This window comes from Enterobacter sp. RHBSTW-00975, from assembly GCF_013615235.1.
GTDB lineage: Bacteria > Pseudomonadota > Gammaproteobacteria > Enterobacterales > Enterobacteriaceae > Enterobacter > Enterobacter ludwigii.
This window is the reverse complement of record NZ_CP055883.1, coordinates 2,260,184-2,284,770: the sequence shown is the minus strand read 5'-3', so window position 1 is coordinate 2,284,770 and position 24,587 is coordinate 2,260,184. Positions and strand designations below refer to the sequence as shown.

Below are 24,587 nucleotides of genomic sequence, written 5' to 3'. Positions count from 1 at the left end.
AGAGACATTGTCAGTGTACGAATATCCTGTTCAGACGCTATTTGTTAACGTCACTGGCTCATGACGACTAATGCAGTGATGTTTCGCTGCCGGACGTTGCAGTAACCTGCTCATCCGACAGCCGGGCGCTGGTCCGATTTCGCCCCGCTTTCTTTGAACGATAGAGATGATCGTCCGCTTCAGCCATCAGCTTATTAAAGACCTCCGTCAACTGCCATGATTCAGATTTACCGCTGCCCAGGCCAATGCTGACGGTCAGATACAGCGTCTGCTGGCGCCAGGTAAACGGATGATGTGCGACGGTGGTTCGGATGCGTTCAGCCAGTTCAAAACCGTGCTGCGCATCCCCGGAGTTCACGACCACCGCGAACTCTTCTCCGCCCATTCGCGCCACCATACCGTCCTCACCGACAACCTGCTGAACCTGCCGGGCAAAGGCCGCCAGTATGCGATCACCGCACTCGTGACCGTAGTTATCATTGATGCTTTTGAAGTAATCGATATCCAGCAGCATGACGGTTAAAAAACGCGAATGCCGGTGCGCCTCTTCTTGCTTTAACGCTTCATAAAGCCCGGATCGGGAATAGACATGCGTCAGAAAATCATAATCTGCCCGCAGTGACACCTGACGAATCAGTGAATTAATGGCCGCCACGCTGACGGAGACCATCACCGGACAAATAGCCATGGTGGCAATGCCCAGCCGGGCTGAGAACATCATCGGGGTCGAAAGCGGTGTCGCGACGGCAATATTGATAATGGAGTTGGCAACCAGAATGATCTCAACGGCGCCCGTGAGAAACGTCAGTAAACAGGTGACGGGCAGCGGGTAGCGTACCGCACACCAGATAAGCGCCGGCAGCGGGAAACAGAGGCTCCCCGCGCCGCCTATCACCACCGACGCGACCACCGAGACTATCAACGCCATAACCGGGAACAGCTGCTCCAGGCGTAACTGAATATCACGTACGGGCAGGCTAATCGTCAGCATACACGGCACAATCAGCACCCCCGTTGAAAACTGCTCGCTAAACCAGTCGGCAAACAGCGGCCAGAAGGTGTGACTGTCGATACCGACCGACCCCACCGCGCCAAGCAAGGCACACAGCAGCGCAGCAATCAGGCAGTAGTTAAACAGACGCAGCGCATTAAGCGGATCGGGGGTTTTCATCAGCCGTTTATCACGCAGAACCAGTATGGCGACCACGACGATAAAAATCATATTCGACAGGTTAATCACCAGCGAGGCCATTCCCCAGCTGGTGGTGACCGCGTCGTACATCAGCATGGCAACATACGCGACCGCGTAGTTATGCAGACGATTCAGATAAGCATAACGGGCGAATACTCCCGCCATAACGCCATTCAGTGGCCAGAACAGCGACAACGCTTCAACCAGACGCAATTCAGCACCCACAAAATAGAATAAGGTGGTGAGAATAAAGATCCACGACGCATTACGCAGCGGAGTATCGGGTTGAAAAAACCTGAAGGCAGAGAGAGCAGAACGCATTAAATATCATTCCGTATAATAACTTATGGCGATTATGTCGATCGTCAGCAGGATCTGAACTAACTTAACCTGCATCTATAACACAAATACAACAGGATCATAACTCGTCAAATTTAGGCGTTCATCTGCAGCACCAGCCAGTGGTGGATCACGCTGACGATATAATGCTGTTGCTGCGCGCTGAGCTGAACACCCTGCGGAATGTTATGCCACTTTGCCAGACAGCCACGACAACAGGTGGCGGTGGCATGCTGAGCGATAAACACCGGATGACCGCGCATGGGCGTCTGTTTCCCGTCATTGGTGGGATGGGCCGGTGCAAGACGCCGGGCAATAAAATCGGCGGCGTGCTGGTCAATGGTTTCGGCACCTTTGTCCCAGCAGTACTGCCGTTCCTTCGTGCCTAAGCGAAAGCGCGAACGAAAAGGCGATCGCGCCAGGCGGGCAAAAAGCGGATCCAGGGTCGACATCAGTATACGGAACGTCCCAGACGTTGGGTCAGTTTCTCCAGAACTGCCACACCGGCAAGTGAATTTCCCGTTTCATCCAGCTCCGGGCTCCAGACGGCAATCGCCATTTCGTGAGGCACGATTGCCACCACCCCGCCGCCGACACCGGATTTGGCCGGAAGACCGACGCGCCAGGCAAACTCTCCGGCGTTCTGATACATCCCGCTGGTCGCCATCAGGGCATTCACCTGACGCGCCTGCATGGGCGAGACAACATCTTGCGCGAGATGCGGCGCATGCCCCTGATGGGCGAGGAACAAGAATGTCTGTGCCAGTTCAACACAGCTCATTTCGAGCGCGCAGTAATGAAAATAGTTTTGCAGCACGGTGGCGACATCGTTATGGAAGTTACCAAACGATTTCATGAGCCAGGCGATAGCCGCGTTACGGGCGGAGTGTTCAAACTCCGAGCGCGCCACCACCGCATTGTAGGCAATATCCGCGACGCCCGAGAGCTGGCGGACAATTTCAAGCATACGCTGGCGAGGGGCGCTAAGACGGCTTTGCAGCATATCGCAAACCACCAGCGCACCGGCATTGATAAACGGGTTACGCGGTTTACCCTGTTCAATTTCGAGCTGAAGCAGTGAGTTGAAAGGCTGCCCGGACGGATCTTTCCCCACGCGGTGCCAGATTTCGTCTTCCTCATACTGGCGCATGGCCGCAACCAGACTGAGTACTTTTGAAATGGACTGAATTGAAAAACGCTCGGTGGCGTCACCGGCCTGGTAACGCTGCCCGTCTACCGTACAAATGGCAATACCCAGCTTATTCCCGCTGACCGAGGCAAGGGCCGGAATATAGTCGGCAACCTTCCCTTTTCCAATTAACGGACGAACCTGCGACAGAATCTCGTCCAACATCTCATTATGGATGACCGCAGCCACACTTTGCTCCTTGCCCTCAGGCTAAAACGGGCTGCGAGTATAACAGAGGCTTATATGTTGCGTCAGGCGCTAAGACGAAAACGCGAAACCGCCTGCAATAAAAGATCGGATTGCTTATGCAGCCGTTCAGAGGCATCCGACGCGTCAGACACCAGCATGTCGGTCTGACGGGAAACCTGATTCAACGCCTGAAGCTGCCGCGTCATCTGATGAATGCTCTCCCCCTGGCTCAGGGTCGCGACCGAGATCTCATTCAGCAGACTGCTTAAATTAGCCACCAGCCCGATCACCTGCTGCAGATTATCTTCCAGCAGGTTAACGGCCCGGGAACCGTCTTCGATGCCCTGCAAAGAGTGATTGATCAGCGCCTGAATAGTCTGCGTCGAATGGCTGCTCTTTCTGGCCAGCAGCCCCACTTCCCGGGCGACAACGGCGAACCCGCGCCCGTGGTTCCCCGCATGGGCGGCCTCGATGGCCGCATTCAGTGCCAGAATGTTGGTCTGAAACGCCACGCTGTCGATCATCGCCACGATCCCGCGCATCTCTGACGATCGGTCAACGATCGCCTGCATGGAGGCATTGACGGTCGTCATCATCCGATCGCCACCCGCGGCTACCTGGCGCGCCTCGTTCGCCCGTGAGCTGGCGAGTTTTGCATAACCTGTATTCCCTTCCACGTGGTTTTCCAGCGCGGCAATGTGTGTCGTCACATCCTCAAGCTCTTTCGCCTGACGAGCCGACTGCAGATACAGCTTCTGGTTGCCCTGAGCCAGCGAGCCTATATTTTCAACCATTGCGTGGGTGGCATTGCTGACCTGGGTCACCAGTTCCTGCAGTCCGTGTTGCAGGGTGGAAACACTGTCGCTTAACTGTCCGATCTCCTTGTTAAAGCGCAGTACGCCCGGCGGTGTACCGGACAGGTCTCCTGCCGCCAGTTGGTTAATGTGAGCAATCAACCGTCGCAGCGGCGTAATGACCCAGCGGGACATGCCGAACCACACCAGAATGGCGATGGCAAGCAGCAGAACCGGCGCTATCAGAAAAAGCGTTTGCAGGCCAGAGAGTTGCGCCATCAGACTCTGGCGGCCCTGCATCGCCTGCTTCTCGCTGGCCTGCTGATAGCGGGCATAGTTTTCGTTGAAGTCAGTCTGAAAAGCCTGGGCAGGTACGGCAAAAAAGGCGTCGATCGTGTTGGTCTTGATGAGCCCTTCCGCCTGCTCCTTGATGGCACCGTAGAAAAGCTGGTAGCTGGTGATCAGGGCATCATCTTTTGGCGGATTGAGCGCCAGCCAGGCGTTCCAGGCCTGCTGAGAAACCGTCAGCGACGCCTGAGCTTCGTCCATCAGGCTGTGCCAGCTTCCTTCAGAGCCGGTCTCTTTATCCTGCATAAACCAGACGCCGGAGCGGTTAAGCAGATCGCTTGCTGCCAGCAGAGACACGCGGGCCAGATCCAGTTTGCTCTGTTGCTGGTACGCCAGCAGATTTTGCTGCTCGTTGCGCTGAGCGTCCTTCAGGGAAGCATTGAGCAAAAATGAAGAGGAGAGTTGCAGTGCGGAGAAAAGACCAATAATACAGAAAATACCGGTCAGCAGGCCAAACTGACGAGGGATGAGGCGCTGCGCAATACGGCGAAAAATTTGCGTTAGGTTCATAATTTTCTTCAGTAACAAGACGTTAGACGCGTGCGAGTCTACGAAACGAAAATGACAGAACCATTGCAGGAAAATGACAACGGCCTTCGTGCTGAAGGCCGTTATCGGAGAGCGAACTAGACTCTGTTCTTCCATACCGTTTGCACGTTACAGAACTCGTGCAGACCGAAGTGGGAAAGCTCACGACCAAAACCGCTCTTCTTCACGCCGCCAAAGGCCACGCGCGCATCGCTGGCGCTGAAACCATTGATGAACACCCCACCGCACTCCAGCTCACGGGAGAATTTCTCCGCCAGCGTATCGTTCGCGGTAAAGACGGTTGCGGACAGACCAAAATCGCTGTCGTTAGCCAACTGCAGGGCGTGCTCCGCGTCTTTCGCAACGCTAACCGCCGCAACCGGACCAAACAGCTCCTGACGAAATGCCGTCATGCTGGCAGTGACATTCCCCAGCACGGTCGGTGCATAGTAGTTACCTTCACCGGCAACTTTCTCCCCGCCAAGCAGCAGCGTGGCGCCTTCGGCCAGCGTGGCCTGCACCTGCTGATGCAGTTCATCACGCAGGTCAAATCGCGCCATCGGGCCAATAAAGTTTTCTTCGCTATCCGGCGCCCCCATCTTCAGGGCTGCCGTCGCCTCGACAAAACGCTGGGTGAAAGCATCAGCGATGCCCTCTTCCACAATAAAGCGCTTAGCGGCGGCGCAAACCTGTCCGGTATTCTGATAGCGTCCGGCCACGGCTGCTTTCACCGCCAGATCCAAATCAGCATCATTGAGCACAATAAACGGATCTGAACCGCCCAGCTCCAGGACGCATTTCTTGAGTGCTGCCCCCGCCTGCGCACCGATCGCCGCCCCCGCGCGCACGCTGCCGGTTACGGTTACGGCAGCAATACGACGGTCGTTGATCGCCTGGCTCGCGCCCTCATTCGTGGCATTCACCCAGCCAAAGACACCCTGCGGAAAACCGGCGTCAGCAAATACCTGCGCAATAAGGTCGGCCGAGCCGAGTACGTTTGGCGCATGCTTGAGTAGATAGCTGTTCCCGGCCAGCAGGATGGGTACCGCGCCACGCAGTACCTGCCAGAGCGGGAAGTTCCACGGCATGACGGCAAGAACAGGTCCCAGCGGCCGGTATTCAATCACCGCGTTCTGGTTTTCTACCAGGGTCGGTTCAGGCTGCAGCATTGCCGGGCCGTGTTCCGCATACCAGTCGCAGAGGCTGGCGGATTTTGCCACTTCAGCACGCGCCTGCAAAATAGGTTTGCCCATCTCACGGGAGATCATTCGGGCCATCTCGTCTGCACGGTTGCGCAGCGCGCTGGCGAGATCGCGCAGCTTTTGCGCCCGGTCTGAAACGCTTACGCGTCTCCACTGACGAAAACCGGCATCAGCCTGCGCAATTGCGCGTTCAACGTCGTCGGTGCTCGCCCACGGATACGCCGCGAGCGTCTCACCGGTGGCTGGGTTAACAGAGAGGGCATGTGTAGCAGAGGAATAAGTCATGATGGTCTCCACGTAATAACGGTTGATTCATTGTGGCGCACTCTGCTATTTCTTAAAAATGAATAATACTAACCACCTTGTTCACGAATCGAGAATGGTATGGACTTAACTCAGCTTGAAATGTTTAACGCCGTGGCGCTCACCGGCAGCATCACCCAGGCAGCGCAAAAGGTGCATCGCGTTCCGTCGAACCTGACCACCCGCATCCGCCAGCTGGAGGCCGATCTTGGCGTTGAGCTGTTTATTCGTGAGAACCAGCGTTTACGTTTATCTCCCGCCGGGCATAACTTCCTGCGCTACAGCAAGCAGATCCTGGCGCTGGTCGATGAGGCACGAATGGTCGTCGCCGGTGATGAACCACAGGGATTATTTGCGCTTGGCGCGCTGGAGAGTACCGCCGCCGTGCGTATTCCGGAAAGCCTGGCGCAGTTTAACCAGCGTTATCCACGTATCCAGTTTGCCCTCTCTACCGGGCCGTCCGGCACAATGATTGACGGCGTACTGGAGGGAACCTTAAGCGCCGCGTTTGTCGATGGCCCCCTTTCGCATCCGGAACTGGAAGGCATGCCGGTTTACCGGGAAGAGATGATGCTGGTCACGCCCGCCGGGCATGCAGAAGTGGCACGCGCCACGCAGGTAAGCGGCAGTGACGTCTACGCCTTTCGCGCAAACTGTTCGTATCGCCGACATCTGGAAAGCTGGTTTCACGCCGACAGAGCCACGCCCGGGCGTATTCATGAGATGGAGTCTTATCACGGCATGCTCGCCTGCGTCATCGCGGGCGCCGGTATCGCGCTGATGCCTCGTTCGATGCTGGAAAGTATGCCAGGCCACCATCAGGTGGAAGCCTGGCCGCTGGCAGAAAACTGGCGCTGGCTTACCACCTGGCTGGTCTGGCGCCGCGGGGCTATGACCCGCCCGCTGGAGGCTTTTATAGCGCTGCTAAACGAACGTCAACCACCAGTGCCTTCTCCATAAACAGGCTCAGCGGGTCATCAACATATGGCGGAAACGCCGGACGTTGCTCATAGCCGCACTGCTCATACAGACGGACGGCGGCATGTTGCCGGATGCCCGTTTCCAGGCGAAGCGTGTGGCAGTGACGGCTCAGGGCTTCATCTTCCAGCGCCGCCAGCAGCATCTCGCCGAGATGTTGCCCGCGATGAGCCGGATCGATATACACCCGTTTCATTTCACCGGTCCCGTCGCCGTTGAGCACCACGGCACCACACCCGACGGCATGAAGCTGCCGGTCCCGAATAATCATCAGGATCAGCGAGGCTGTCGGCAGTTCGGTCAGATCGAGCAGGTGGTTACTTTCAGCGGGATAGAGTTCGCTCTGATAGCGGTCAAGCGCGGCAATCAGATGCAAAATATCAGGGTGATGTGCAGATTCAGCGGTAATGGAATACATGGCGGGCTCCTTGTTGTTTTTATTTCAACATAGCGCAGCCCTGCACACGTGCTTCATACCGTTAACTTATATCAGCATTGCCGTTCAGGCTGACGAGGGTATTCCTTAACCAGCGGTGTCCGGCGTGGTTATGGCTGCGTTCATGCCAGATAAGACTGACGTCAAACGTCTCTTTCAGCCAGGGGAGTTCCACCACGGTGAGCGGGTTAACGGTTCCCATAATCAATCGTCGGGGCACCAGTGCTACCAGATGGCTCATCTGCACCATGCCGGGAACAAACAGAAATGATGCCGCAGACACCGCAACCTTACGTTGCAACCCTGACTCCGCCAGCATGACATCGAGCGGCGTGGTAAAACCGCCTCCCGAGGGGGACACGATAATATGCTCAAGTTTTGCGAACGCTTCCATTGTCAGTTGGTCGTTCAGTTCAGGATGCTGAGGGCGCCCGATAAGCACGTACGATTCGTCATAAAGATGTTGCGTTCTGAGCTGCGCCTGCGCAGGGTCTGGCGTAGCAATGGCAGCATCAACATCGCCTGAGCTCAGTTGATGGGCTAGCTGATGCGGATCGTAATTCCTGACAGCAATACGCACGCCGGGGGCAATCTCTTGCAGGGTCACAATCAGCGGCATAATGACCGCGGCCTGCACGTAATCAGTACAGGCCAGAGAGACCGTTAGCGAATCGTGCAGCGGATCAAAGTCCTCATGTGATTGCAGCGTATCCCGTATTTTTGCCAGCGCCCCGCCAAGCGTCGCCATCAGCTCAAGAGCTTTGGGGGTTGGCGTCATCCCCCTGCGCCCCGGGATCAATAACGGATCGTTAAACATCCCCCTCAACCGGTTAAGCTGCGCGCTGACGGCAGGCTGGCTAAGACAAAGCCGGCTGGCGGCCCTGGTGACATTTTGCTCCGCGACCAGCGCTTCCAGAGTCAGCAGCAGGTTTACGTCAGGCTTTTTGGTATTCATAGGATGGATATCATGTAAGAAATAAATCGATTTCACGCTCGCCGCCCGCATTCCGATAATGCACTACCGCAACAACACAGAGCGAGAATGAAATGTCGTATGATAAAAAACCACTCATAACAGTTTTTGGTGCCACCAGTAAACAAGGACGTAGCGTAACCAGAACCCTGCTGCAAAGTGGGCGCTATCGGGTGCGCGCCTTAACGCAAAACACGGACTCTCCTGCGGCGAAACAGCTGGCGGAACGGGGTGCTGAACTGAGACAAATCACCCTTCAGACGGGCAATGATGCGCATCTGATCGGGGCGTTTGCCGAGTCAGACGGGGCGTTTCTGATGACACCAGGTTTCATCCCCGTATCGACGCAGATGCCAACGGGTGAAACGGCGCTGGGTTACAGGCTTGCAGATGCCGCCGTCAACGCCGGGGTAAAACACCTTGTCTTCAGCAGTCTGGAAAACGTCGAGAGAATAACGGCCGGAACTCTATGGGCTCCTCATTTCAGCGATAAGGGCCGAATTGAGGAGTACATCCGCACACTCCCCGTCAGCGCGTCGTTTATTCAACTGGCGTTCTTTTACACCAATCTGGCCGAATATTATCCGCCGCGTAAAGAAGGTGACGAGCTGATCTTTCCCCTCTATCTCCCGGAAGACGTTCGGGCGCCCTTTGTCGACCCGCTCACGGCAACCGGCCCTGCGGTGCTTGAGATGTTCGATAACCCCGAACACTACAACGGCATGACGTTACCCGTTGTCGGTGAGTGTCTTTCGCCGCGTGAGATGGTGGAAACCTTCACGGAGGTCACCGGCATAAAAGCCCGGTATCGCTCAGCCTACACGCGAGAAGAACTCCTTCACCACTTCCCCGATTTCGCAGACAACGCGGCACTGGTCAGTGAAATTACCGGCATGACGGAATATGCCGTGAACTACGGCTATTACGGAAAAGACCGGGATCTTACCTGGAGCAGAACCATAAACCCTGCCACCTTAACGTGGCGTGAATTTCTGATTGCGTCTGGCTGGCAGGGGGAAAAACGAACGTTTGATTAACGCAAGCCACCGTCATTCCCGATGATGAAATGACGGTGGCCCATTCCTGGCTTACATCGCCTGGCGTAAATAGATATGCCCTTTCAGATACAGGGTGGCCTGACCGCCGATTAACACCCGGTCCCCCGCCAGCTCACAGCGTAAATCCCCGCCCCGTCGCGAGACCTGGCGCGCGTTCAGCACGGTTTTGCCCAGCTTTTCGCTCCAGTAGGGAATCAACATGCTGTGAGTGGACCCCGTGACCGGATCTTCCGGCACCCCTTCTCCCGGACAGAAGAAGCGGCTGACGAAGTCATATTCATCGCCCGGTGCCGTGACGCAGACCATCTTATCCAGCGGAATCATTGCTGAGATATCCGGCGTAAGGGCCTCTACCTGCTGCTGGTTCTCCAGCACCACCATGTAATCGCGCCCGACACGCACCTCTTTTGCCCGCTCAATGCCCAGCGCGCTCAACAGCAGCGCTGGCGGATTGTCGACGACCGCCGTCGGCCAGGCCGGGAAGTTGAGCGTCAGCCAGTCACCGCTGCGTTTTACCGTCAGCTCGCCGACGAAACGGGTGGTGAAGGTGATTTCCGTGTGTGGATAATCAAGGTATTCGAAAATGACATGCGATGCCGCCAGTGTGGCATGTCCACACAGGTTAATTTCGTCAAGGGTAGTGAACCAGCGCAGCTCGAATCCGCCGTCAGTGCGTACGAAAAAGGCCGTCTCAGACTGATTGTGCTGTTGCGCCATGTTGAGCAGCGTCTCGTCCGGCAGCCACTCTTCCAGGGGGCAAACCGCCGCTGCGTTGCCGCCAAACGCCCTGTCGCTGAAGGCATCGACCAAATAGAAATCAATTTCCTGCATTGTCTTTTCCTCTTTTGTTATGGTTATTTAGCGCAGAAAGACGGTGCCTTTCAGATAAAGCGAGGCCTGCCCGCTCATCAGCACGCGTGAACCTTTCAGTTCGCAGCGCAGATCACCGCCACGAGCCGACACCTGGCGGGCAAACATCGCTGTTTTACCCAGTTTTTCACTCCAGTAGGGAATAAGCATTGTATGCGCGGATCCGGTGACCGGATCTTCCCAGACGGCAACTCCCGGTGAGAAAAAGCGGCTCACAAAATCATAATCCCCCTCTCCCCGCGCCGTCACGCTGACCTTATGTTCGCCAGGCGTCATTGCCGAGATATTCGGCGCAAGCGCCTCAACCTGCTGGCGGTTTTCCAGAACCACCATCCAGGCTCGCCCCTTACGGGCCTCAACGTAATGGCCGATCCCCAGCGCCGCAAGCATCGCCGGCGGGGGCGTCTCTTCCTGCGTCGGGCATGCCGGGAAGTCCAGCGTCATCCAGTCCCCTTCCCGGCTAACCGTCAGCTGGCCAGAGGCGGTATCAAAGTGGATACGCGGGTCAGGATAGTTGAGTTCATTAAACAGGACGTACGCGGCTGCCAGTGTGGCATGTCCGCAAAGGTTGACTTCGGTAAGGGTGGTAAACCAGCGTAACTCAATTCCCGCTTTACTGCAGACGAAAAACGCGGTTTCCGACTGATTATGCTGCTGTGCCATTCTGAGCAGTGTCTCATCAGGCAACCATGCGTCTAACGGGCACACGGCCGCCGGGTTTCCACCAAAAGAGGCATTGCTGAACGCATCTACCAGATAAAAATCAATCTCCTGCATTGTCTTACCGCCTGTTTTTGTTGTGATGTTCTTTTATATTCAATGAAAACCATGCCCCCGGCTACCGCTTTTACCAGGTGAATTTTGAGATCTGCATCACATAATGGTTGAGTTTTCGCCGGTTGACGTTTTAAGATCGTCCCCTCTTCTTTTCAGCAACGAATCTCCGACATCGCTATGACAACGAACACAGTTACCCGCAGAGTCGCGTGGCTACGCGTGGTCACGCTGGCAATTGCCGCGTTTATTTTTAATACCACAGAATTTGTTCCGGTTGGGCTGTTGTCTGACATCGCTGAAAGTTTCCACATGGAAACCGCGCAGGTGGGCATTATGTTGACCATCTATGCCTGGGTGGTGGCACTGATGTCACTGCCGTTTATGCTGCTGACCAGCCAGATGGAACGGCGAAAGTTGCTGATCGGGCTGTTTGCCCTGTTTATCGTCAGCCACGTCCTGTCGTTTCTGGCGTGGAACTTTACGGTGCTGGTCATCAGCCGCGTCGGTATCGCCTTTGCCCATGCCGTATTCTGGTCGATCACCGCGTCACTGGCCATCCGCCTGGCACCTGCGGGTAAACGCGCGCAGGCGTTGAGCCTGATAGCCACCGGCACGGCACTGGCTATGGTCCTGGGCCTGCCGATTGGCCGTATCGTTGGGCAATACTTTGGCTGGCGAACCACGTTCTTCGCTATCGGCATGGGGGCAATGATCACACTGGTCTGCCTGATTAAACTGCTGCCGAAGCTGCCAAGCGAACACTCCGGCTCGCTGAAAAGCCTGCCGCTGTTAATGCGTCGTCCGGCATTGCTGAGTATCTATCTGCTGACGGTCATTGTGGTCACGGCGCATTACACCGCCTACAGCTATATTGAGCCGTTCGTTCAGGTCGTGGCCGGCTTTAGCGCCAACTTTGCCACCGTTCTGCTGTTGATCCTGGGGGGCGCGGGCATTATTGGCAGTATTCTGTTTGGTAAGCTCGGCAATCAGCACGCGTCGGCGCTGGTCAGCAGCGCCATTGGTTTACTGCTGGCGTGCCTGGTGTTACTCATGCCAGCGGCGGGCAGCGAGGGTCATCTGGCCGTCCTGAGCCTGTTCTGGGGAGTGGCGATCATGATTATCGGTCTGGGTATGCAGGTGAAGGTACTGGCCCTCGCCCCGGACGCAACGGATGTGGCGATGTCACTGTTCTCGGGGATTTTCAATCTCGGTATTGGCGCGGGCGCGCTGCTGGGAAATCAGATTAGCCTTCACGTGTCGATGTCGGCGATTGGCTATCTGGGTGCCATTCCGGCACTGGTGGCGCTCATCTGGTCCCTGCTCATCTTCCGTAAATGGCCGGTCGCACTGGAAGAACAGGCCCATCACGGGTAGACCGCAGTCAACGTAAAACGGCAACCTTGGTTGCCGTTTTACGTTACCGGGCGGGTGATTAATGGTACGTCTTAATAATCTCCAGCACGCCGTTGATAATAAACTGCACGCCCATACACACCAGTAAGAAGCCCATCAGGCGGGAAATCGCCTCAATACCGCCCTTGCCGACCCAGCGCATGATCGCGCCTGAACTGCGCAAGGATGCCCATACGATGATACCAATCAGTGCAAAAATCAGCGGGGGCGCAACCGTGATGACCCAGTCGGGAAAGGTCGAGCCATCCCGCACCGTTGACGCGGAGCTGATGATCATCGCAATCGTTCCTGGCCCCGCCGTACTGGGCATCGCCAGTGGGACAAAAGCAATATTCGCGCTGGGCTCGGTTTCCAGCTCTTCGGATTTGCTTTTGGCCTCAGGTGACTCATGCGCTTTCTGCGCAGGGAACAGCATACGGAACCCGATGAAGGCAACAATCAGTCCGCCAGCAATACGCAGACCCGGGATGGAGATTCCGAAGGTGTTCATCACCAGCTGTCCGGCGTAGTAAGCCACCATCATGATGGCAAACACATAGACTGAAGCCATCATCGACTGATGGTTACGCTCGGCGCTGTTCATGTTCCCTGCCAGCCCCAGAAAGAGCGCAACCGTCGTTAGCGGGTTAGCCAACGGCAGCAATACCACCAGCCCCAGACTAATTGCTTTAATCAAATCCAACATAGTGCGTCGTTGTCCTTATCCATGTTTATCACCGCAATTATAGGGTGAAAGTGTGACGTTCAGCCATTCGCTCAACGTAACGATTATTTACGGTCATTAACGATAACCCTTCGTTATCTATTTGAATTGAAAGCATGCAAAAAAAGTTCATGAAACGTTTTAGCAATTCGTGGCATCCGCTGATCCATTCAGTTGACTTATACTTGCCTGAGCAATAATATCTGCCGTGACTAAACTACTTGCCAGGGCAACCATTGTGAAAAGCACCAGTGATCTCTTTAACGACATTATTCCGCTGGGTCGTCTTATTCATATGGTTAACCAGAAAAAAGATCGCCTGCTCAATGACTATCTGTCACCGCTGGATATCACCGCCACGCAGTTCAAAGTGCTGTGCTCCATTCGCTGCGAAGTGTGTATCACGCCGGTTGAGCTGAAAAAGGTGCTCTCTGTCGATCTGGGTGCGCTAACCCGCATGCTCGATCGTCTCGTTTGCAAAGGATGGATAGAACGAAGCCCTAACCCGAATGACAAACGCGGCGTCCTGGTGAAACTCACCAGCGATGGCGCGGCTATGTGCGAGCAATGTCATCAACTAGTAGGACAAACACTGCATCAGGAACTAACAAAAAACTTAACGGCAGATGAAGTGGCAACGCTTGAGCTTTTGCTTAAGAAAATACTGCCGTAAACAGAAAAAGAGGTATGACGATGTCCAGACGCAATACTGACGCTATTACTATTCATAGCATTTTGGACTGGATCGAAGATAACCTGGAATCGCCGCTCTCCCTTGAAAAAGTGTCAGAGCGTTCAGGTTACTCCAAATGGCACCTGCAACGGATGTTCAAAAAAGAGACCGGCCATTCATTAGGTCAATATATTCGCAGCCGCAAGCTGACGGAAATTGCCCAGAAGCTGAAAGAAAGCAATGAGCCGATCCTTTATCTGGCGGAACGTTACGGTTTTGAATCACAGCAAACCCTGACGCGTACGTTTAAGAACTACTTCGACGTGCCGCCTCACAAATACCGTATTACCAGCGTGCCGGGTGAATCCCGATACCTGTATCCACTAAAACATTGTAGTTAATCATCGCCTGTAAAGACGTAACCGAGGAAATCATGAAAGTTACAGCCTCCGCCGCCCTCGCCTTGCTGGTGCTGTTTTCCAGCCAGACCTTCGCGGAGCAAACCCCTCGTGCAACGCAGCAAAATAATCGTGACACGATGATTTTGCCGTCAGCACATGACCAGTCACCTTATGACTTCAACCACATGGGTGCTGGTAGTGACAAATCCGACGAGTTAGGCGTGCCTTATTATAATCAGCACAGCTTCTGATTCGTTTTTGCCCCGCGGATGCGGGGCTTTTTTTATGCCTATCCTCTTGCCCGCGTTACCCGACGCACGCGCAAACCAAACACGTTGATGTACAGCCCGGCCATGATCAGCACGGCCCCCAGCAGCTGCAGCGCACTCAGCTTTTCATCGAGCAACAGCGCGGCGCTGGCCAACCCTACCACCGGAACCAGCAGGGATAACGGCGCCACGCGCCAGGTTTCGTAGCGACCCAGCAGCGATCCCCAGATCCCGTAACCAATAATGGTGGCCACAAACGCCAGGTAGATCAGCGATAAAATGGTGGTGAGATCGATTTCCACCAGGCTTTTCAGCATCACGTCCGGCCCATCAAAAATGAGCGCCGCAACCATAAACGGAACAATGGGGATCAAGGCGCTCCAGACCACCAGCGACATCACCTTCGGGCGCGCCTCATGCTGCATAATCAGCTTGTTGAAGATATTCCCGCAGGCCCAGCTCAGTCCTGCCGCCAGCGTTAACATAAAGCCCAGTAACGCCACGTGCTGCCCGTTCAGGCTGGCTTCTATCAGCACCAGCACGCCGAACACCGCAAGGGTGATCCCCGCCAGCTGTTTACCCTGCAGACGCTCGCCAAAGACAAACGCCCCGAGAATGATGGTAAAGAACGCCTGAGCCTGTAACACCAGAGAAGCCAGACCGGCGGGCATCCCGAACTTAATGGCGCAGAACAGAAACGCGAACTGGCCAAAGCTGATGGTCAGGCCGTATCCCAGTAAGAGTCTGAACGGAATTTTCGGGCGCGCGACAAAGAAGAGCGCCGGGAAAGCCACCAGCAGAAAACGCAAACCGGCCAGCATGAGTGGGGGCATGTTATGCAACCCAAGCTTGATGACCACAAAATTCAGACCCCATACGATGACCACCAGCAACGCCAGCAGCCCGTCTTTTCGCGTCATACTCTGCCCCTGAATGATTAAATTTTTGTAAACACTTCAAGGTAACGAAAAAAACATGCCACGAGAAGATCATTATTTCTGGCAGTCAACTGAAGCACTTACGGATAAATTAGGTGCTATACAAGCCCCTTATGTCGTGATACTCCTGATATATACCTAAAATAATACACGTTGCAGGATGGCGGCGAGCAAGCGCGGCCAGAATCTCTGCGGCTCAAAAAAAACAAACGCAATTGTCAGGCAGGAATATGAAACCATCACTCAGGCGCTCAACCGCAGCGCTGCTGGCGTCGTCGTTATTATTAACCATTGGTCGTGGGGCAACGCTGCCGTTTATGACCATCTATCTCACGCGCGTATTTAATATGAGCGTTGAGAATATTGGTTATGCCCTGACCATTGCGCTTACCGTCGGTGTGGTATTCAGTATGGGGTTTGGCATCCTCGCCGATAAGTTTGATAAAAAGCGCTACATGCTGATTTCTATCGTCGCCTTTATTGCCGGGTTTGTTGCCATCCCGCTGGTGGATAACGTCACGCTGGTGGTGCTCTTCTTTTCCCTGATTAACTGCGCCTATTCGGTATTTTCAACGGTGCTGAAGGCCTGGTTTGCCGATGTGCTGACCTCGAGCCAAAAAGCGCGCGTTTTCTCACTAAATTATAGCTTCCTGAACATTGGCTGGACGATCGGGCCGCCGGTGGGCACCTTACTGGTGATGTACAGCCTGCAGCTGCCGTTCTGGCTGGCCGCTTTTTGTGCCGCACTGCCGCTCGGTTTTATCCATTTCTTCGTGCAAAAAAGCGTTGCGCTCGATGCCACCGAAGAGAAAATGCCGTGGCAACCGTCAGTACTGCTTAAAGACCGCGCGCTCTTCTGGTACACCCTTTCCGGCCTGCTGGCGTCGTATGTGGGCGGGTCATTCGCCAGCTGTATTTCGCAGTACGTGTTGGCTGCGAATGCCGACAGCAACTTTGCGCAAAACGTGGTCGCCGTGGTGCTGCCGGTGAATGCTGCGGTGGTCGTCACCCTGCAATACGTTATCGGTCGCAAGATCTCCGCCAGCAATATACGTCCGCTGATGACGGCGGGAACACTCTTCTTCGTCCTGGGTCTGGGCGGTTTTATGCTCTCCGGGGAAAACCTGGTCTACTGGGGCATTGCGGCAGCGGTGTTTACGCTGGGTGAGATTATCTATGCACCTGGCGAATATATGCTGATCGACAATATTGCCCCGCCGGGTATGAAAGCGAGTTACTTCTCTGCCCAGGCGCTGGGCTGGCTTGGGGCGGCGGCAAACCCGATGATCACCGGTATTATCCTTACCAACCTGCCGCACTGGTCACTGTTTGCGATCATGATGGTTGCCATCGTGATTGCCTGGCTGATGATTTTGCGTGGGATGAGCGTGAAGGCGTGGTGCGAAATGCCGAAAGTGGCTTAAGTCCTCAACGCCGGGCGGCATGACGCCCACCCGGCATCGGGCAGGCCATTAATGGTGCAGCATCTCGTCTACCACCTGCTGTTTGTACATTTCGTTCGGGTAGTACGTCGGCCAGTTATCCATCTCTTTTAGCAGCGCCTCGTGGGAGGTGTTGCCCATAAAAATATGGAAATGGGAAGAGGCTTTTGGGGCGATGGTATGGTCGCTGAACTGGACAAACTTCGGCGCCTTGCTGTCCGGATCTTTACACTCGAACAGATAGCGAACCCCTTTCTTACCTGATGCATAAGTCAGGATCTTATAGCCGCTGTAATCATACTGGCAGCGACCGATCGCCTTACCTTTGTGGAATTCCATCACGTTGTTTTCGATGCCGATAGCCTCAACGTCCGTCGCATACCCTGTGCGGTAGTAAGCTTTCACCTCGTCGAAGGATTTTTTATCCTTCTGCGCTTTCTGTTTAAAAACCGGATCCAGCGCGCCATCGAGCAAAAACGGATAGACGGATTGCCATGTCCCATCCCAGTCAGACAGCTTTCTGTCTTTGACGTCTTTATCCTCAAAGACGCCGTTCGCCGCCTTCTGTTCCGCTTCCGTCATCTGATGTCCATGCGAATGGGCAAACAGCTGACCGCTTACCAGCAGCGCCCCCAGAGTCATTGCAAATTTGCCAATATGTGCAGCCAAAACAAACTCCTCACTCCGTTTTATAAGAATGAGGATGTTATAATATAACATTTCAAATCGCAACCAGTCCGCGAACGCCCTCTTGTTCCATTGTATCGCCCCGTCCACGCTGAATGATGGTCCCGCGCGACATCAGCAGATAGCTGTCGGCAAGTTCAGCGGCGAAATCGTAAAACTGCTCTACGAGCAGGATTGCCATATCCCCTCTGTCCGCCAGCTTGCGGATAACCAGGCCTATTTCTTTGATTACCGACGGCTGAATACCTTCCGTGGGTTCATCGAGGATTAACAGCTGCGGCCGGCTCGCCAGGGCGCGACCAATCGCCAGCTGTTGCTGCTGACCGCCGGAGAGATCGCCTCCACGACGATGTTTCATCTCTTTAAGCACCGGGAACAACTGCCAGATATCCTCCGGGACGCGCTTTGCGTCGCGGGCGGGGAAGCGTGACAGCCCGAGCAACAGATTCTCCTCGACCGTTAAGCGTGGAAAAATCTCACGCCCCTGCGGAACATAGGCCACACCGGACTGCACGCGCTGGTGCGGTTTGCTGTGGGTGATTTTTTTTCCCTGCCAGATAATGTCGCCTGTTTTTACCGGGATCAGGCCCATCAGACACTTCAGCAGCGTGGTTTTCCCCACCCCGTTGCGCCCCAGCAGACAGGTCACTTCACCGGTCGCCGCTTCAAAACTGACCCCGCGCAGAATATGACTGCCGCCGTAATACTGATTCAGTTCGTTCACCTGTAACATGACGGCTCCTTAGCGTCCCAGATAGACTTCTATGACCTGCTCATTCGCCTGTACCTGGCGAAGTGACCCCTCCGCCAGCACGCGTCCCTGGTGCAGCACCGTCACGTGGTCGGCAATGGTTTCGACAAAGCCCATATCGTGCTCGACCACCATCAGAGAGTGTTTGCCCGCAAGGGTTCTGAACAGCTCAGCCGTATAGTCGGTCTCAGCGTCGGTCATTCCGGCCGCCGGTTCATCCAGCAACAGCAGATGCGGGTCCTGCACCAGCAGCATGCCAATCTCCAGAAACTGCTTTTGCCCGTGCGAAAGCAGCCCGGCGCGGCGATCGCGCTCGCCGCCAAGCCGCAGCAAGAGCAGCATCTCGTCAATACGGTCCCGCTGCTCGCCGTTGAGTCTGGCCCGCAGGCTCGCCCAGACGGATTTATCGGTTTTCATCGCAATCTCAAGGTTTTCCCACACCGTGAGCGCTTCAAAGACCGTGGGCTTCTGGAACTTACGTCCGATGCCCTGGCGGGCGATCTCGGCGGGTTCAAGCGCCGTCAGGTCGATGGACTGATCGTACAGCGCTCTGCCGCTTTTAGGCCGCGTTTTGCCGGTAATCACGTCCATTAATGTCGTTTTACCCGCACCGTTTGGGCCAATCACGCAGCGCAATTCACCCACGCCAATATTCAGTGAGAGGTCCGTCAGCGCCTGAAAACCATCAAAATTCACGTTGATGGCTTCAAGCTGCAGTACCGGATCGGTCTGGTCGCGATAGCGATCCCCGGGTAACTGGCGGGTAAATAATCCTTCGGCTGGCTGCATTAGTGTTCTCCCTTACGAAACAGACCGTAGACACCGCGCGGTAAAAACAGCGTCACGGCGATGAAAATCAGCCCCAGAAACAGCTGCCAGTATTCCGGCAGGGCGACGGTAAAGACGCTCTTCGCACCGTTCACCAGCGCCGCGCCTATCACCGGGCCGACCAGCGTGCCGCGCCCCCCCAGCGCAACCCAGATGGCCGCTTCAATCGAGTTGGTTGGTGACATTTCACCCGGGTTGATAATGCCCACCTGCGGCACATACAGTGCGCCAGCCAGACCGCATAGTACGGCTGAAAGTGTCCACACCAGCAGCTTGAAACCGCGGGGATCGTACCCGCAAAACGTCAGGCGGTTTTCGGCGTCACGCACCGCGGTCAGAATGCGACCGAACTTACTTTTCGCCAGCGCGAAGCCTGTGCCCAGCGCTATCAGCAACAGCATCACGGTAGCCAGAAACAGCGCAATACGGGTGGTGGTCGCGGTAACGGAAAACCCAAGCAGCGTGGTAAAACCGGTAAAGCCGTTATTCCCGCCAAAGCCGGTTTCATTGCGAAAGAACAGCAACATCCCCGCGTACGTCAGCGCCTGGGTCATGATCGAAAAATAGACCCCTTTGATTTTTGAGCGAAAGGCAAACCAGCCAAACACCAGCGCCAGCAGCCCCGGTACCATCACAATTAATACCAGTGCCCAGACAAAGTGTTGCGTCCCCCACCAGAACCATGGCAGTTCGCTCCAGGAGAGAAACGACATAAACGCGGGCAGCCCGTCACCCGCCGCCTGGCGCATCAGGTACATGCCCATCGCATAGCCGCCCAGCGCGAAGAAGATACCGTGGCCCAGGGAGAGCATTCCGGCATAGCCCCACACCAGATCGAGCGCCACGGCGACAATGGCATAGCAGAGGATCTTACCCGTGAGCGTGAGCATCCAGGTCGAAATCGCCAGCGGATGCGTCGCGGGCAGTAAGGCGAAAAACGGTAAAATCAGCAGGCAGGCCACGATCAGGCTACCGGCTATCTGCGTCGTGCGTGGCGCTTTGCGCGCCAGCGTTAAGGTAAGCGGCTGGCTCATCAGTCAGTAACCCTCCCTTTCAGTGCGAATAACCCCTGCGGACGTTTCTGAATAAACAGAATAATCGCCACCAGGATCAGGATTTTGCCCAATACTGCCCCCATTTGCGGTTCGAGAATTTTATTAAAGATCCCCAGCCCAAACGCCGCGGCCACGCTACCTGCCAGTTGACCCACCCCGCCAAGCACCACCACGAGGAACGAGTCGATGATGTAACCCTGGCCCAGTTCTGGCCCAACGTTGCCTAACTGCGATAACGCCACGCCCCCCAGACCCGCAATCCCCGAGCCAAGCCCAAAGGCCAGCATATCGACGCGACCTGTCGGTACCCCGCAGCAGGCCGCCATGCTGCGATTTTGCGTCACTGCGCGCACGTTCAGTCCAAGACGGGTTTTGTTCAGAATGAGCCACGTGAAGAACAGCACCAGCAGCACAAAACCCAGTACCACAATGCGGTTCCACGGCAGCGTCAGATTGGCAAACACCTGCACGCCACCGGACAGCCATGCCGGGTTTGCCACCTCCAGGTTCTGGGCGCCAAACGTCATGCGTACCAGCTGAATAATCATCAGGCTGATACCCCATGTCGCCAGCAGCGTTTCCAGCGGTCGGCCATACAAATGACGAATAACGGTACGCTCAAGCACCATCCCGATGCTGGCGGTCACAATAAACGCCACCGGCAGCGCAACGATCGGGTAGAGCGCCAGCCACTGTGGGGCGAAGCCGGCCATCACCTGCTGAACCATCCAGGTGGCGTACGCGCCCAGCATCAGCATCTCCCCGTGGGCCATGTTAATCACCCCCAGCAGGCCGTAGGTAATTGCCAGCCCCAGCGCGGCGAGCAACAGTACCGACCCCAGCGAGAGCCCCATAAACGCCTGACCAAGCAGATCGCCCCACATCAGGCGATGCTCAATCAGTTTCAGACTTTCGGCAGCGGCGGCACGCACGCCGGCATCCGGCTCCGTTGCTGCCTGCGTATACGGCGTCAGCCGGGACTGAACGTCCGGATCGTCTGATTGCCCTAACAGCGCCACAGCGTTCAGGCGCACCGCAGCCTGCGGACTTGCCAGCTGGAGGTTCGCCAGCGCCAGCATCAGCGACTGACGGGCCACATCATCCGTTTCGCTGCTCACCCGTTTTTGCAGGAAATCGAGCATTTCAGGCTGTGCATCCCGCTGGAGTTGACGGGCTGCCGTACGCCTTTCCGTGACACTGTCACTCACGAGTTGATGGGTTGCCATTGCCGTCGCCACCAGATTGCGCAGCCGGTTGGTCAGACGCACGGCTTTGGTTTGGCCTGCTGCGGCTTTTGTTTCACCCAGGGGAACCATTGCCCCCTGGCGTTGTGCAAACGCATGTTTCTGGCTGTCGGTGTAGAGACTTTCACTCTGCAGCGCCTGGAGCAGCGGCAACCGTGCCGCCTCCGGCGCGGTTGCCCACTGCGTCAACAATTCTGCCTGCTGGCTGCGACTGGCGGCCACGAATTGGTCGGCATCCGATGCCTGCACCATCCCTGGCAGCAGTCCGGTAAGCCACACAATAGCGATGATCGTGCGTATGGCGTTCATGACTTTTCTCCCTGCGGTGATAACTTAGTTGCTGGCGGTTTTCATCGGCTGATCGGGCTTTTTGTCATTACCGGCAATGAAGGGACTCCACGGCTGGGCGCGCACCGGCTGTTCCGTCTGCCAGACCACATTAAACTGGCCGTTACCTTCAATTTCGCCAATCATGACCGGCTTATGCAGATGGTGGTTGGTGGCATCCATGGTGAGCGTAAAGCCTGAAGGTGCCTTGAAGGACTGACCGGCCATTGCCGCCCGAACTTTATCGACGTCGGTGGTACCTGCTTTTTCAACCGCCTGCGCCCACATGTGGATCCCGACGTAGGTGGCTTCCATCGGGTCGTTGGTGACCACGGTGTCGGCGTTCGGCAATTTGTGTGCCCTGGCATACGCTTTGTAATCCGCCACAAACGCCTGGTTGGTCGGGTTATCAACGGACTCAAAGTAGTTCCACGCCGCCAGGTTGCCCACCAGCGGTTTGGTGTCGATCCCGCGCAGCTCCTCTTCTCCCACGGAGAAGGCCACAACCGGAACATCGGTAGCTTTCAGGCCCTGGTTAGCCAGCTCTTTATAGAACGGAACGTTGGAGTCGCCGTTGATGGTGGAAACCACCGCGGTTTTCCCTCCGGCAGAGAATTTTTTGATACTGGAAACGATTGTCTGGTAATCGCTGTGACCAAACGGGGTGTATACCTCTTCAATGTCTTTGTCTTCCACCCCTTTCGAATGCAGGAAAGCACGCAAGATTTTGTTCGTGGTGCGGGGGTAAACGTAGTCGGTGCCTAACAGGAAGAAGCGTTTCGCGCTGCCTCCGTCTTCACTCATCAGGTACTCCACCGCCGGGATTGCCTGCTGGTTTGGCGCGGCACCGGTATAGAAGACGTTAGGTGACATCTCTTCACCCTCATACTGCACCGGGTAGAACAGCAGTCCGTTCAGCTCCTCAAACACCGGCAGCACCGATTTACGCGACACCGACGTCCAGCAACCAAATACCACCGCCACTTTGTCCTGGCTCAGCAACTGGCGCGCTTTTTCGGCAAACAGCGGCCAGTTCGAGGCCGGGTCAACCACTACCGGTTCCAGCTTCTTACCCAGCACGCCCCCTTTGGCGTTGATCTCATCGATGGTCATCAGCGCAACATCTTTAAGCGGCGTTTCAGAAATCGCCATCGTGCCGGAAAGGGAATGCATGATCCCCACCTTGATGGTATCGGCCGCCTGAGCGCCAAAACTCATCCCCATAGCTACGACAGACGCGGACAATGCGAAGGCTTTTAATAAGGTACGACGGTGCATATTTTCACTCCTGAAAAAGAAAGCTGTGCAAAGGCGTCCGTTACGGCGGGGACGCAGAAAATAAAAACGTCAGCTTAGAGAGAGCAAAAAGGATGCCAGGATGGATAAAGCGCTATGACAGGAGAAGTAACGAAGGATGTAAAAAGAACGACTCAGAATGGTACAGCGCTGCACTTTTATAATGCAGCGCTGTGGCGGAGGGTTTACCAGACTTCGCTGGCGATCTGCGTCACCAGGCGGACTTTGTCCCACTGCTGGGTTTCACTCAGGCTGTTGCCCTCTTCGGTAGAGGCAAATCCGCACTGCGGGCTCAGGCAAATCTGCTCTTTAGCCACGTATTTCGCCGCCTCTTCCAGACGCGCCTTCACCCCTTCCGGGTTCTCCAGCTCGCCATTTTTGGTGGTGATAAGGCCGAGCACCACCTGCTGCTTGCCCGGGCGAACAAAACGCAGTGGCGCAAAATCACCGCTCCGGTCATTGTCGTACTCAAGGAAAAAGGCATCCACGTTGACCGTCCCGAACAGCACTTCAGCCACCGGCTCATAGCCCCCTTCGGAAATCCAGGTTGAACGGAAGTTTCCGCGACAGACATGCAGCCCGATGGTGAGATCGTCCGGCTTGCCCTCCAGTGCCTTATTCAGAACGCGGGCATATATACGCGCCAGCTCGTCGGCATCGTCACCACGCTCGCGGATCTGACGACGTTGATCGTCCGAACAGAGATAGGCCCAGACGGTGTCATCCAGCTGCAGATAACGGCAGCCCGCGTCGTAAAACGCCCGGATCGCGTCCCGCCAGGTGGTCGCCAGATCGTCAAAATAGTCCTTCAAATCCGGGTAGACCGTTGCATCAATGTCTTTGCGCCCACCGCGGAAATGCAGCACGCTCGGGCTGGGAATGGTCATCTTCGGCTGAGCATTGCCGCTAATGCTTTTCAGGTAGCGGAAATCCGCCAGCATCGGGTGATCGCCAAAGCCCAGTTTGCCAGTCACGCGCACGCCGTGGGCTTTGGTCTGTACACCGTTGAATTGAATTCCCTGCTGAGAATCGTAACGCTCAACACCCTGCAGACCGTCGAAGAAATCAAAGTGCCACCAGGCACGACGAAATTCACCGTCGGTCACCACATGCAAGCCACAGGCGCACTGCTGCTCGACAACATGGCGGATCGCCTCATCCTCAACCGCACGAAGCTGCCCGGCATCAATTTCGCCGCTGGCGAATTTCAGGCGAGCCTGTTTGATGGCATCCGGACGTAAAAAGCTGCCAACTACATCGGCGCGGTATGGGGCATGGTGTCGTTGCATGGAAATCTCCTTTATCTGCCGACAATAATTGCCTGCAGTGATAATTCATTATTTGAATCTTTAGACTTCTGGATGTCTAAATGTCCAAAAAAGAT

At 55.7% G+C, this 24,587-nt stretch carries 25 protein-coding genes; 7 read left to right on the top strand and 18 right to left on the bottom strand.

Annotated features, from left to right (window positions below; translation table 11 throughout):
* Window positions 1-67: 67 nt before the first annotated feature.
* The 5 genes from HV340_RS10995 to sad form a co-directional block, all read right to left on the bottom strand.
* Window positions 68-1,513, bottom strand: coding sequence for a GGDEF domain-containing protein (locus HV340_RS10995; protein ID WP_020884148.1), 1,446 nt, complete (start codon window positions 1,511-1,513; stop codon window positions 68-70).
* 113 nt (window positions 1,514-1,626) lie between these two features.
* A complete protein-coding gene (locus HV340_RS10990; protein ID WP_014170055.1) occupies window positions 1,627-1,983 on the bottom strand; it encodes a DUF4186 domain-containing protein in 357 nt (118 codons plus the stop codon).
* Window positions 1,983-2,909: a glutaminase B gene (gene glsB / locus HV340_RS10985; RefSeq protein ID WP_025204200.1), complete on the bottom strand. Its 927-nt coding sequence runs from the start codon at window positions 2,907-2,909 to the stop codon at window positions 1,983-1,985. Before glsB ends, HV340_RS10990 begins: the two co-directional genes overlap by 1 nt.
* 62 nt (window positions 2,910-2,971) lie before the next feature.
* Window positions 2,972-4,561, bottom strand: a complete 1,590-nt coding sequence (locus tag HV340_RS10980; protein ID WP_059306734.1) for a methyl-accepting chemotaxis protein — start codon at window positions 4,559-4,561, stop codon at window positions 2,972-2,974.
* Window positions 4,562-4,677: 116 nt separating this feature from the next.
* Complete coding sequence (gene sad, locus HV340_RS10975) at window positions 4,678-6,066, bottom strand: succinate-semialdehyde dehydrogenase (RefSeq protein ID WP_181216529.1); 1,389 nt, start codon at window positions 6,064-6,066, stop codon at window positions 4,678-4,680.
* 99 nt (window positions 6,067-6,165) lie between these two features.
* Here sad and HV340_RS10970 point away from each other — a divergent pair, with 99 nt between their 5' ends.
* Window positions 6,166-7,044 carry a LysR family transcriptional regulator gene (locus tag HV340_RS10970; RefSeq protein ID WP_014170051.1) on the top strand — a complete coding sequence of 293 codons (879 nt, stop codon included), beginning with the start codon at window positions 6,166-6,168 and terminating at the stop codon, window positions 7,042-7,044.
* On the opposite strand, the gene HV340_RS10965 is transcribed toward HV340_RS10970, so the two are convergent.
* Window positions 6,998-7,480, bottom strand: coding sequence for a GNAT family N-acetyltransferase (locus HV340_RS10965; protein WP_014170050.1), 483 nt, complete (start codon window positions 7,478-7,480; stop codon window positions 6,998-7,000). The genes HV340_RS10970 and HV340_RS10965 overlap by 47 nt on opposite strands.
* A gap of 61 nt (window positions 7,481-7,541) precedes the next feature.
* Complete coding sequence (locus HV340_RS10960; protein ID WP_226876130.1) at window positions 7,542-8,453, bottom strand: LysR family transcriptional regulator; 912 nt, start codon at window positions 8,451-8,453, stop codon at window positions 7,542-7,544.
* 92 nt (window positions 8,454-8,545) lie between these two features.
* Here HV340_RS10960 and HV340_RS10955 point away from each other — a divergent pair, with 92 nt between their 5' ends.
* Complete coding sequence (locus HV340_RS10955) at window positions 8,546-9,508, top strand: NmrA/HSCARG family protein (RefSeq protein WP_059306735.1); 963 nt, start codon at window positions 8,546-8,548, stop codon at window positions 9,506-9,508.
* A 51-nt stretch (window positions 9,509-9,559) separates the two neighbouring features.
* On the opposite strand, the gene HV340_RS10950 is transcribed toward HV340_RS10955, so the two are convergent.
* Window positions 9,560-10,360 carry a PhzF family phenazine biosynthesis protein gene (locus HV340_RS10950; RefSeq protein ID WP_032681016.1) on the bottom strand — a complete coding sequence of 267 codons (801 nt, stop codon included), beginning with the start codon at window positions 10,358-10,360 and terminating at the stop codon, window positions 9,560-9,562.
* A 27-nt stretch (window positions 10,361-10,387) separates the two neighbouring features.
* On the bottom strand, window positions 10,388-11,176 hold the full coding sequence (locus HV340_RS10945; protein WP_059306736.1) for a PhzF family phenazine biosynthesis protein: 789 nt from the start codon (window positions 11,174-11,176) through the stop codon (window positions 10,388-10,390).
* A 177-nt stretch (window positions 11,177-11,353) separates the two neighbouring features.
* On the opposite strand from HV340_RS10945, the gene HV340_RS10940 reads away from it, so the two are divergent.
* The gene (locus HV340_RS10940) at window positions 11,354-12,550 is read left to right on the top strand and encodes a sugar transporter (RefSeq protein ID WP_025204208.1); all 1,197 of its coding nucleotides are present in this window, start codon (window positions 11,354-11,356) and stop codon (window positions 12,548-12,550) included.
* A gap of 58 nt (window positions 12,551-12,608) precedes the next feature.
* Here the strand turns inward: HV340_RS10940 and HV340_RS10935 are convergent, their stop codons facing one another.
* Window positions 12,609-13,274 (bottom strand): MarC family NAAT transporter, encoded by a 666-nt coding sequence (locus tag HV340_RS10935; RefSeq protein WP_025204209.1) that lies wholly within the window; start codon window positions 13,272-13,274, stop codon window positions 12,609-12,611.
* Window positions 13,275-13,530: 256 nt separating this feature from the next.
* On the opposite strand from HV340_RS10935, the gene marR reads away from it, so the two are divergent.
* Genes marR through marB form a run of 3 tightly spaced genes read left to right on the top strand, consistent with a single transcriptional unit; the run spans window position 13,531 to window position 14,617 of the window.
* Window positions 13,531-13,965, top strand: coding sequence for a multiple antibiotic resistance transcriptional regulator MarR (gene marR, locus HV340_RS10930; protein ID WP_020884159.1), 435 nt, complete (start codon window positions 13,531-13,533; stop codon window positions 13,963-13,965).
* A 20-nt stretch (window positions 13,966-13,985) separates the two neighbouring features.
* Window positions 13,986-14,366: an MDR efflux pump AcrAB transcriptional activator MarA gene (marA, locus tag HV340_RS10925; protein WP_008502237.1), complete on the top strand. Its 381-nt coding sequence runs from the start codon at window positions 13,986-13,988 to the stop codon at window positions 14,364-14,366.
* Window positions 14,367-14,398: 32 nt separating this feature from the next.
* The gene (gene marB / locus HV340_RS10920) at window positions 14,399-14,617 is read left to right on the top strand and encodes a multiple antibiotic resistance protein MarB (protein WP_014170042.1); all 219 of its coding nucleotides are present in this window, start codon (window positions 14,399-14,401) and stop codon (window positions 14,615-14,617) included.
* Between the two features lie 38 nt (window positions 14,618-14,655).
* Here marB and eamA read toward each other — a convergent pair whose 3' ends face one another.
* Entirely contained in the window at window positions 14,656-15,555 is a 900-nt protein-coding gene (gene eamA / locus HV340_RS10915; protein ID WP_020884160.1) for an O-acetylserine/cysteine exporter, read from the bottom strand.
* Window positions 15,556-15,788: 233 nt separating this feature from the next.
* On the opposite strand from eamA, the gene ydeE reads away from it, so the two are divergent.
* The gene (ydeE, locus tag HV340_RS10910; RefSeq protein WP_162268651.1) at window positions 15,789-16,997 is read left to right on the top strand and encodes an efflux MFS transporter YdeE; all 1,209 of its coding nucleotides are present in this window, start codon (window positions 15,789-15,791) and stop codon (window positions 16,995-16,997) included.
* Window positions 16,998-17,045: 48 nt separating this feature from the next.
* Here ydeE and zinT read toward each other — a convergent pair whose 3' ends face one another.
* The 7 genes from zinT to HV340_RS10875 form a co-directional block, all read right to left on the bottom strand.
* Window positions 17,046-17,684: a metal-binding protein ZinT gene (gene zinT, locus HV340_RS10905; RefSeq protein ID WP_025204211.1), complete on the bottom strand. Its 639-nt coding sequence runs from the start codon at window positions 17,682-17,684 to the stop codon at window positions 17,046-17,048.
* A gap of 52 nt (window positions 17,685-17,736) precedes the next feature.
* Window positions 17,737-18,435 (bottom strand): urea ABC transporter ATP-binding subunit UrtE, encoded by a 699-nt coding sequence (gene urtE, locus HV340_RS10900; protein ID WP_014170038.1) that lies wholly within the window; start codon window positions 18,433-18,435, stop codon window positions 17,737-17,739.
* Between the two features lie 9 nt (window positions 18,436-18,444).
* On the bottom strand, window positions 18,445-19,242 hold the full coding sequence (gene urtD, locus HV340_RS10895; protein ID WP_020884163.1) for an urea ABC transporter ATP-binding protein UrtD: 798 nt from the start codon (window positions 19,240-19,242) through the stop codon (window positions 18,445-18,447).
* Window positions 19,242-20,315, bottom strand: a complete 1,074-nt coding sequence (urtC, locus tag HV340_RS10890) for an urea ABC transporter permease subunit UrtC (RefSeq protein WP_032678138.1) — start codon at window positions 20,313-20,315, stop codon at window positions 19,242-19,244. Before urtC ends, urtD begins: the two co-directional genes overlap by 1 nt.
* Complete coding sequence (gene urtB / locus HV340_RS10885; RefSeq protein ID WP_126547777.1) at window positions 20,315-21,889, bottom strand: urea ABC transporter permease subunit UrtB; 1,575 nt, start codon at window positions 21,887-21,889, stop codon at window positions 20,315-20,317. Before urtB ends, urtC begins: the two co-directional genes overlap by 1 nt.
* A gap of 24 nt (window positions 21,890-21,913) precedes the next feature.
* Window positions 21,914-23,185 carry an urea ABC transporter substrate-binding protein gene (gene urtA / locus HV340_RS10880; protein WP_020884166.1) on the bottom strand — a complete coding sequence of 424 codons (1,272 nt, stop codon included), beginning with the start codon at window positions 23,183-23,185 and terminating at the stop codon, window positions 21,914-21,916.
* A gap of 203 nt (window positions 23,186-23,388) precedes the next feature.
* A complete protein-coding gene (locus HV340_RS10875; RefSeq protein WP_040017460.1) occupies window positions 23,389-24,492 on the bottom strand; it encodes a cobalamin-independent methionine synthase II family protein in 1,104 nt (367 codons plus the stop codon).
* Between the last annotated feature and the right edge of the window lie 95 nt (window positions 24,493-24,587).

Coding starts and splice junctions, on each gene's coding strand:
- HV340_RS10995 (WP_020884148.1), bottom strand. CDS start 1,513: ATGCGTTCTGCTCTCTCTGCCTTCAGGTTTTTTCAACCCGATACTCCG.
- HV340_RS10990 (WP_014170055.1), bottom strand. CDS start 1,983: ATGTCGACCCTGGATCCGCTTTTTGCCCGCCTGGCGCGATCGCCTTTT.
- HV340_RS10980 (WP_059306734.1), bottom strand. CDS start 4,561: ATGAACCTAACGCAAATTTTTCGCCGTATTGCGCAGCGCCTCATCCCT.
- sad (WP_181216529.1), bottom strand. CDS start 6,066: ATGACTTATTCCTCTGCTACACATGCCCTCTCTGTTAACCCAGCCACC.
- HV340_RS10970 (WP_014170051.1), top strand. CDS start 6,166: ATGGACTTAACTCAGCTTGAAATGTTTAACGCCGTGGCGCTCACCGGC.
- HV340_RS10965 (WP_014170050.1), bottom strand. CDS start 7,480: ATGTATTCCATTACCGCTGAATCTGCACATCACCCTGATATTTTGCAT.
- HV340_RS10960 (WP_226876130.1), bottom strand. CDS start 8,453: ATGAATACCAAAAAGCCTGACGTAAACCTGCTGCTGACTCTGGAAGCG.
- HV340_RS10955 (WP_059306735.1), top strand. CDS start 8,546: ATGTCGTATGATAAAAAACCACTCATAACAGTTTTTGGTGCCACCAGT.
- HV340_RS10950 (WP_032681016.1), bottom strand. CDS start 10,360: ATGCAGGAAATTGATTTCTATTTGGTCGATGCCTTCAGCGACAGGGCG.
- HV340_RS10945 (WP_059306736.1), bottom strand. CDS start 11,176: ATGCAGGAGATTGATTTTTATCTGGTAGATGCGTTCAGCAATGCCTCT.
- HV340_RS10940 (WP_025204208.1), top strand. CDS start 11,354: ATGACAACGAACACAGTTACCCGCAGAGTCGCGTGGCTACGCGTGGTC.
- HV340_RS10935 (WP_025204209.1), bottom strand. CDS start 13,274: ATGTTGGATTTGATTAAAGCAATTAGTCTGGGGCTGGTGGTATTGCTG.
- marA (WP_008502237.1), top strand. CDS start 13,986: ATGTCCAGACGCAATACTGACGCTATTACTATTCATAGCATTTTGGAC.
- marB (WP_014170042.1), top strand. CDS start 14,399: ATGAAAGTTACAGCCTCCGCCGCCCTCGCCTTGCTGGTGCTGTTTTCC.
- eamA (WP_020884160.1), bottom strand. CDS start 15,555: ATGACGCGAAAAGACGGGCTGCTGGCGTTGCTGGTGGTCATCGTATGG.
- urtE (WP_014170038.1), bottom strand. CDS start 18,435: ATGTTACAGGTGAACGAACTGAATCAGTATTACGGCGGCAGTCATATT.
- urtD (WP_020884163.1), bottom strand. CDS start 19,242: ATGCAGCCAGCCGAAGGATTATTTACCCGCCAGTTACCCGGGGATCGC.
- urtC (WP_032678138.1), bottom strand. CDS start 20,315: ATGAGCCAGCCGCTTACCTTAACGCTGGCGCGCAAAGCGCCACGCACG.
- urtB (WP_126547777.1), bottom strand. CDS start 21,889: ATGAACGCCATACGCACGATCATCGCTATTGTGTGGCTTACCGGACTG.
- urtA (WP_020884166.1), bottom strand. CDS start 23,185: ATGCACCGTCGTACCTTATTAAAAGCCTTCGCATTGTCCGCGTCTGTC.
- HV340_RS10875 (WP_040017460.1), bottom strand. CDS start 24,492: ATGCAACGACACCATGCCCCATACCGCGCCGATGTAGTTGGCAGCTTT.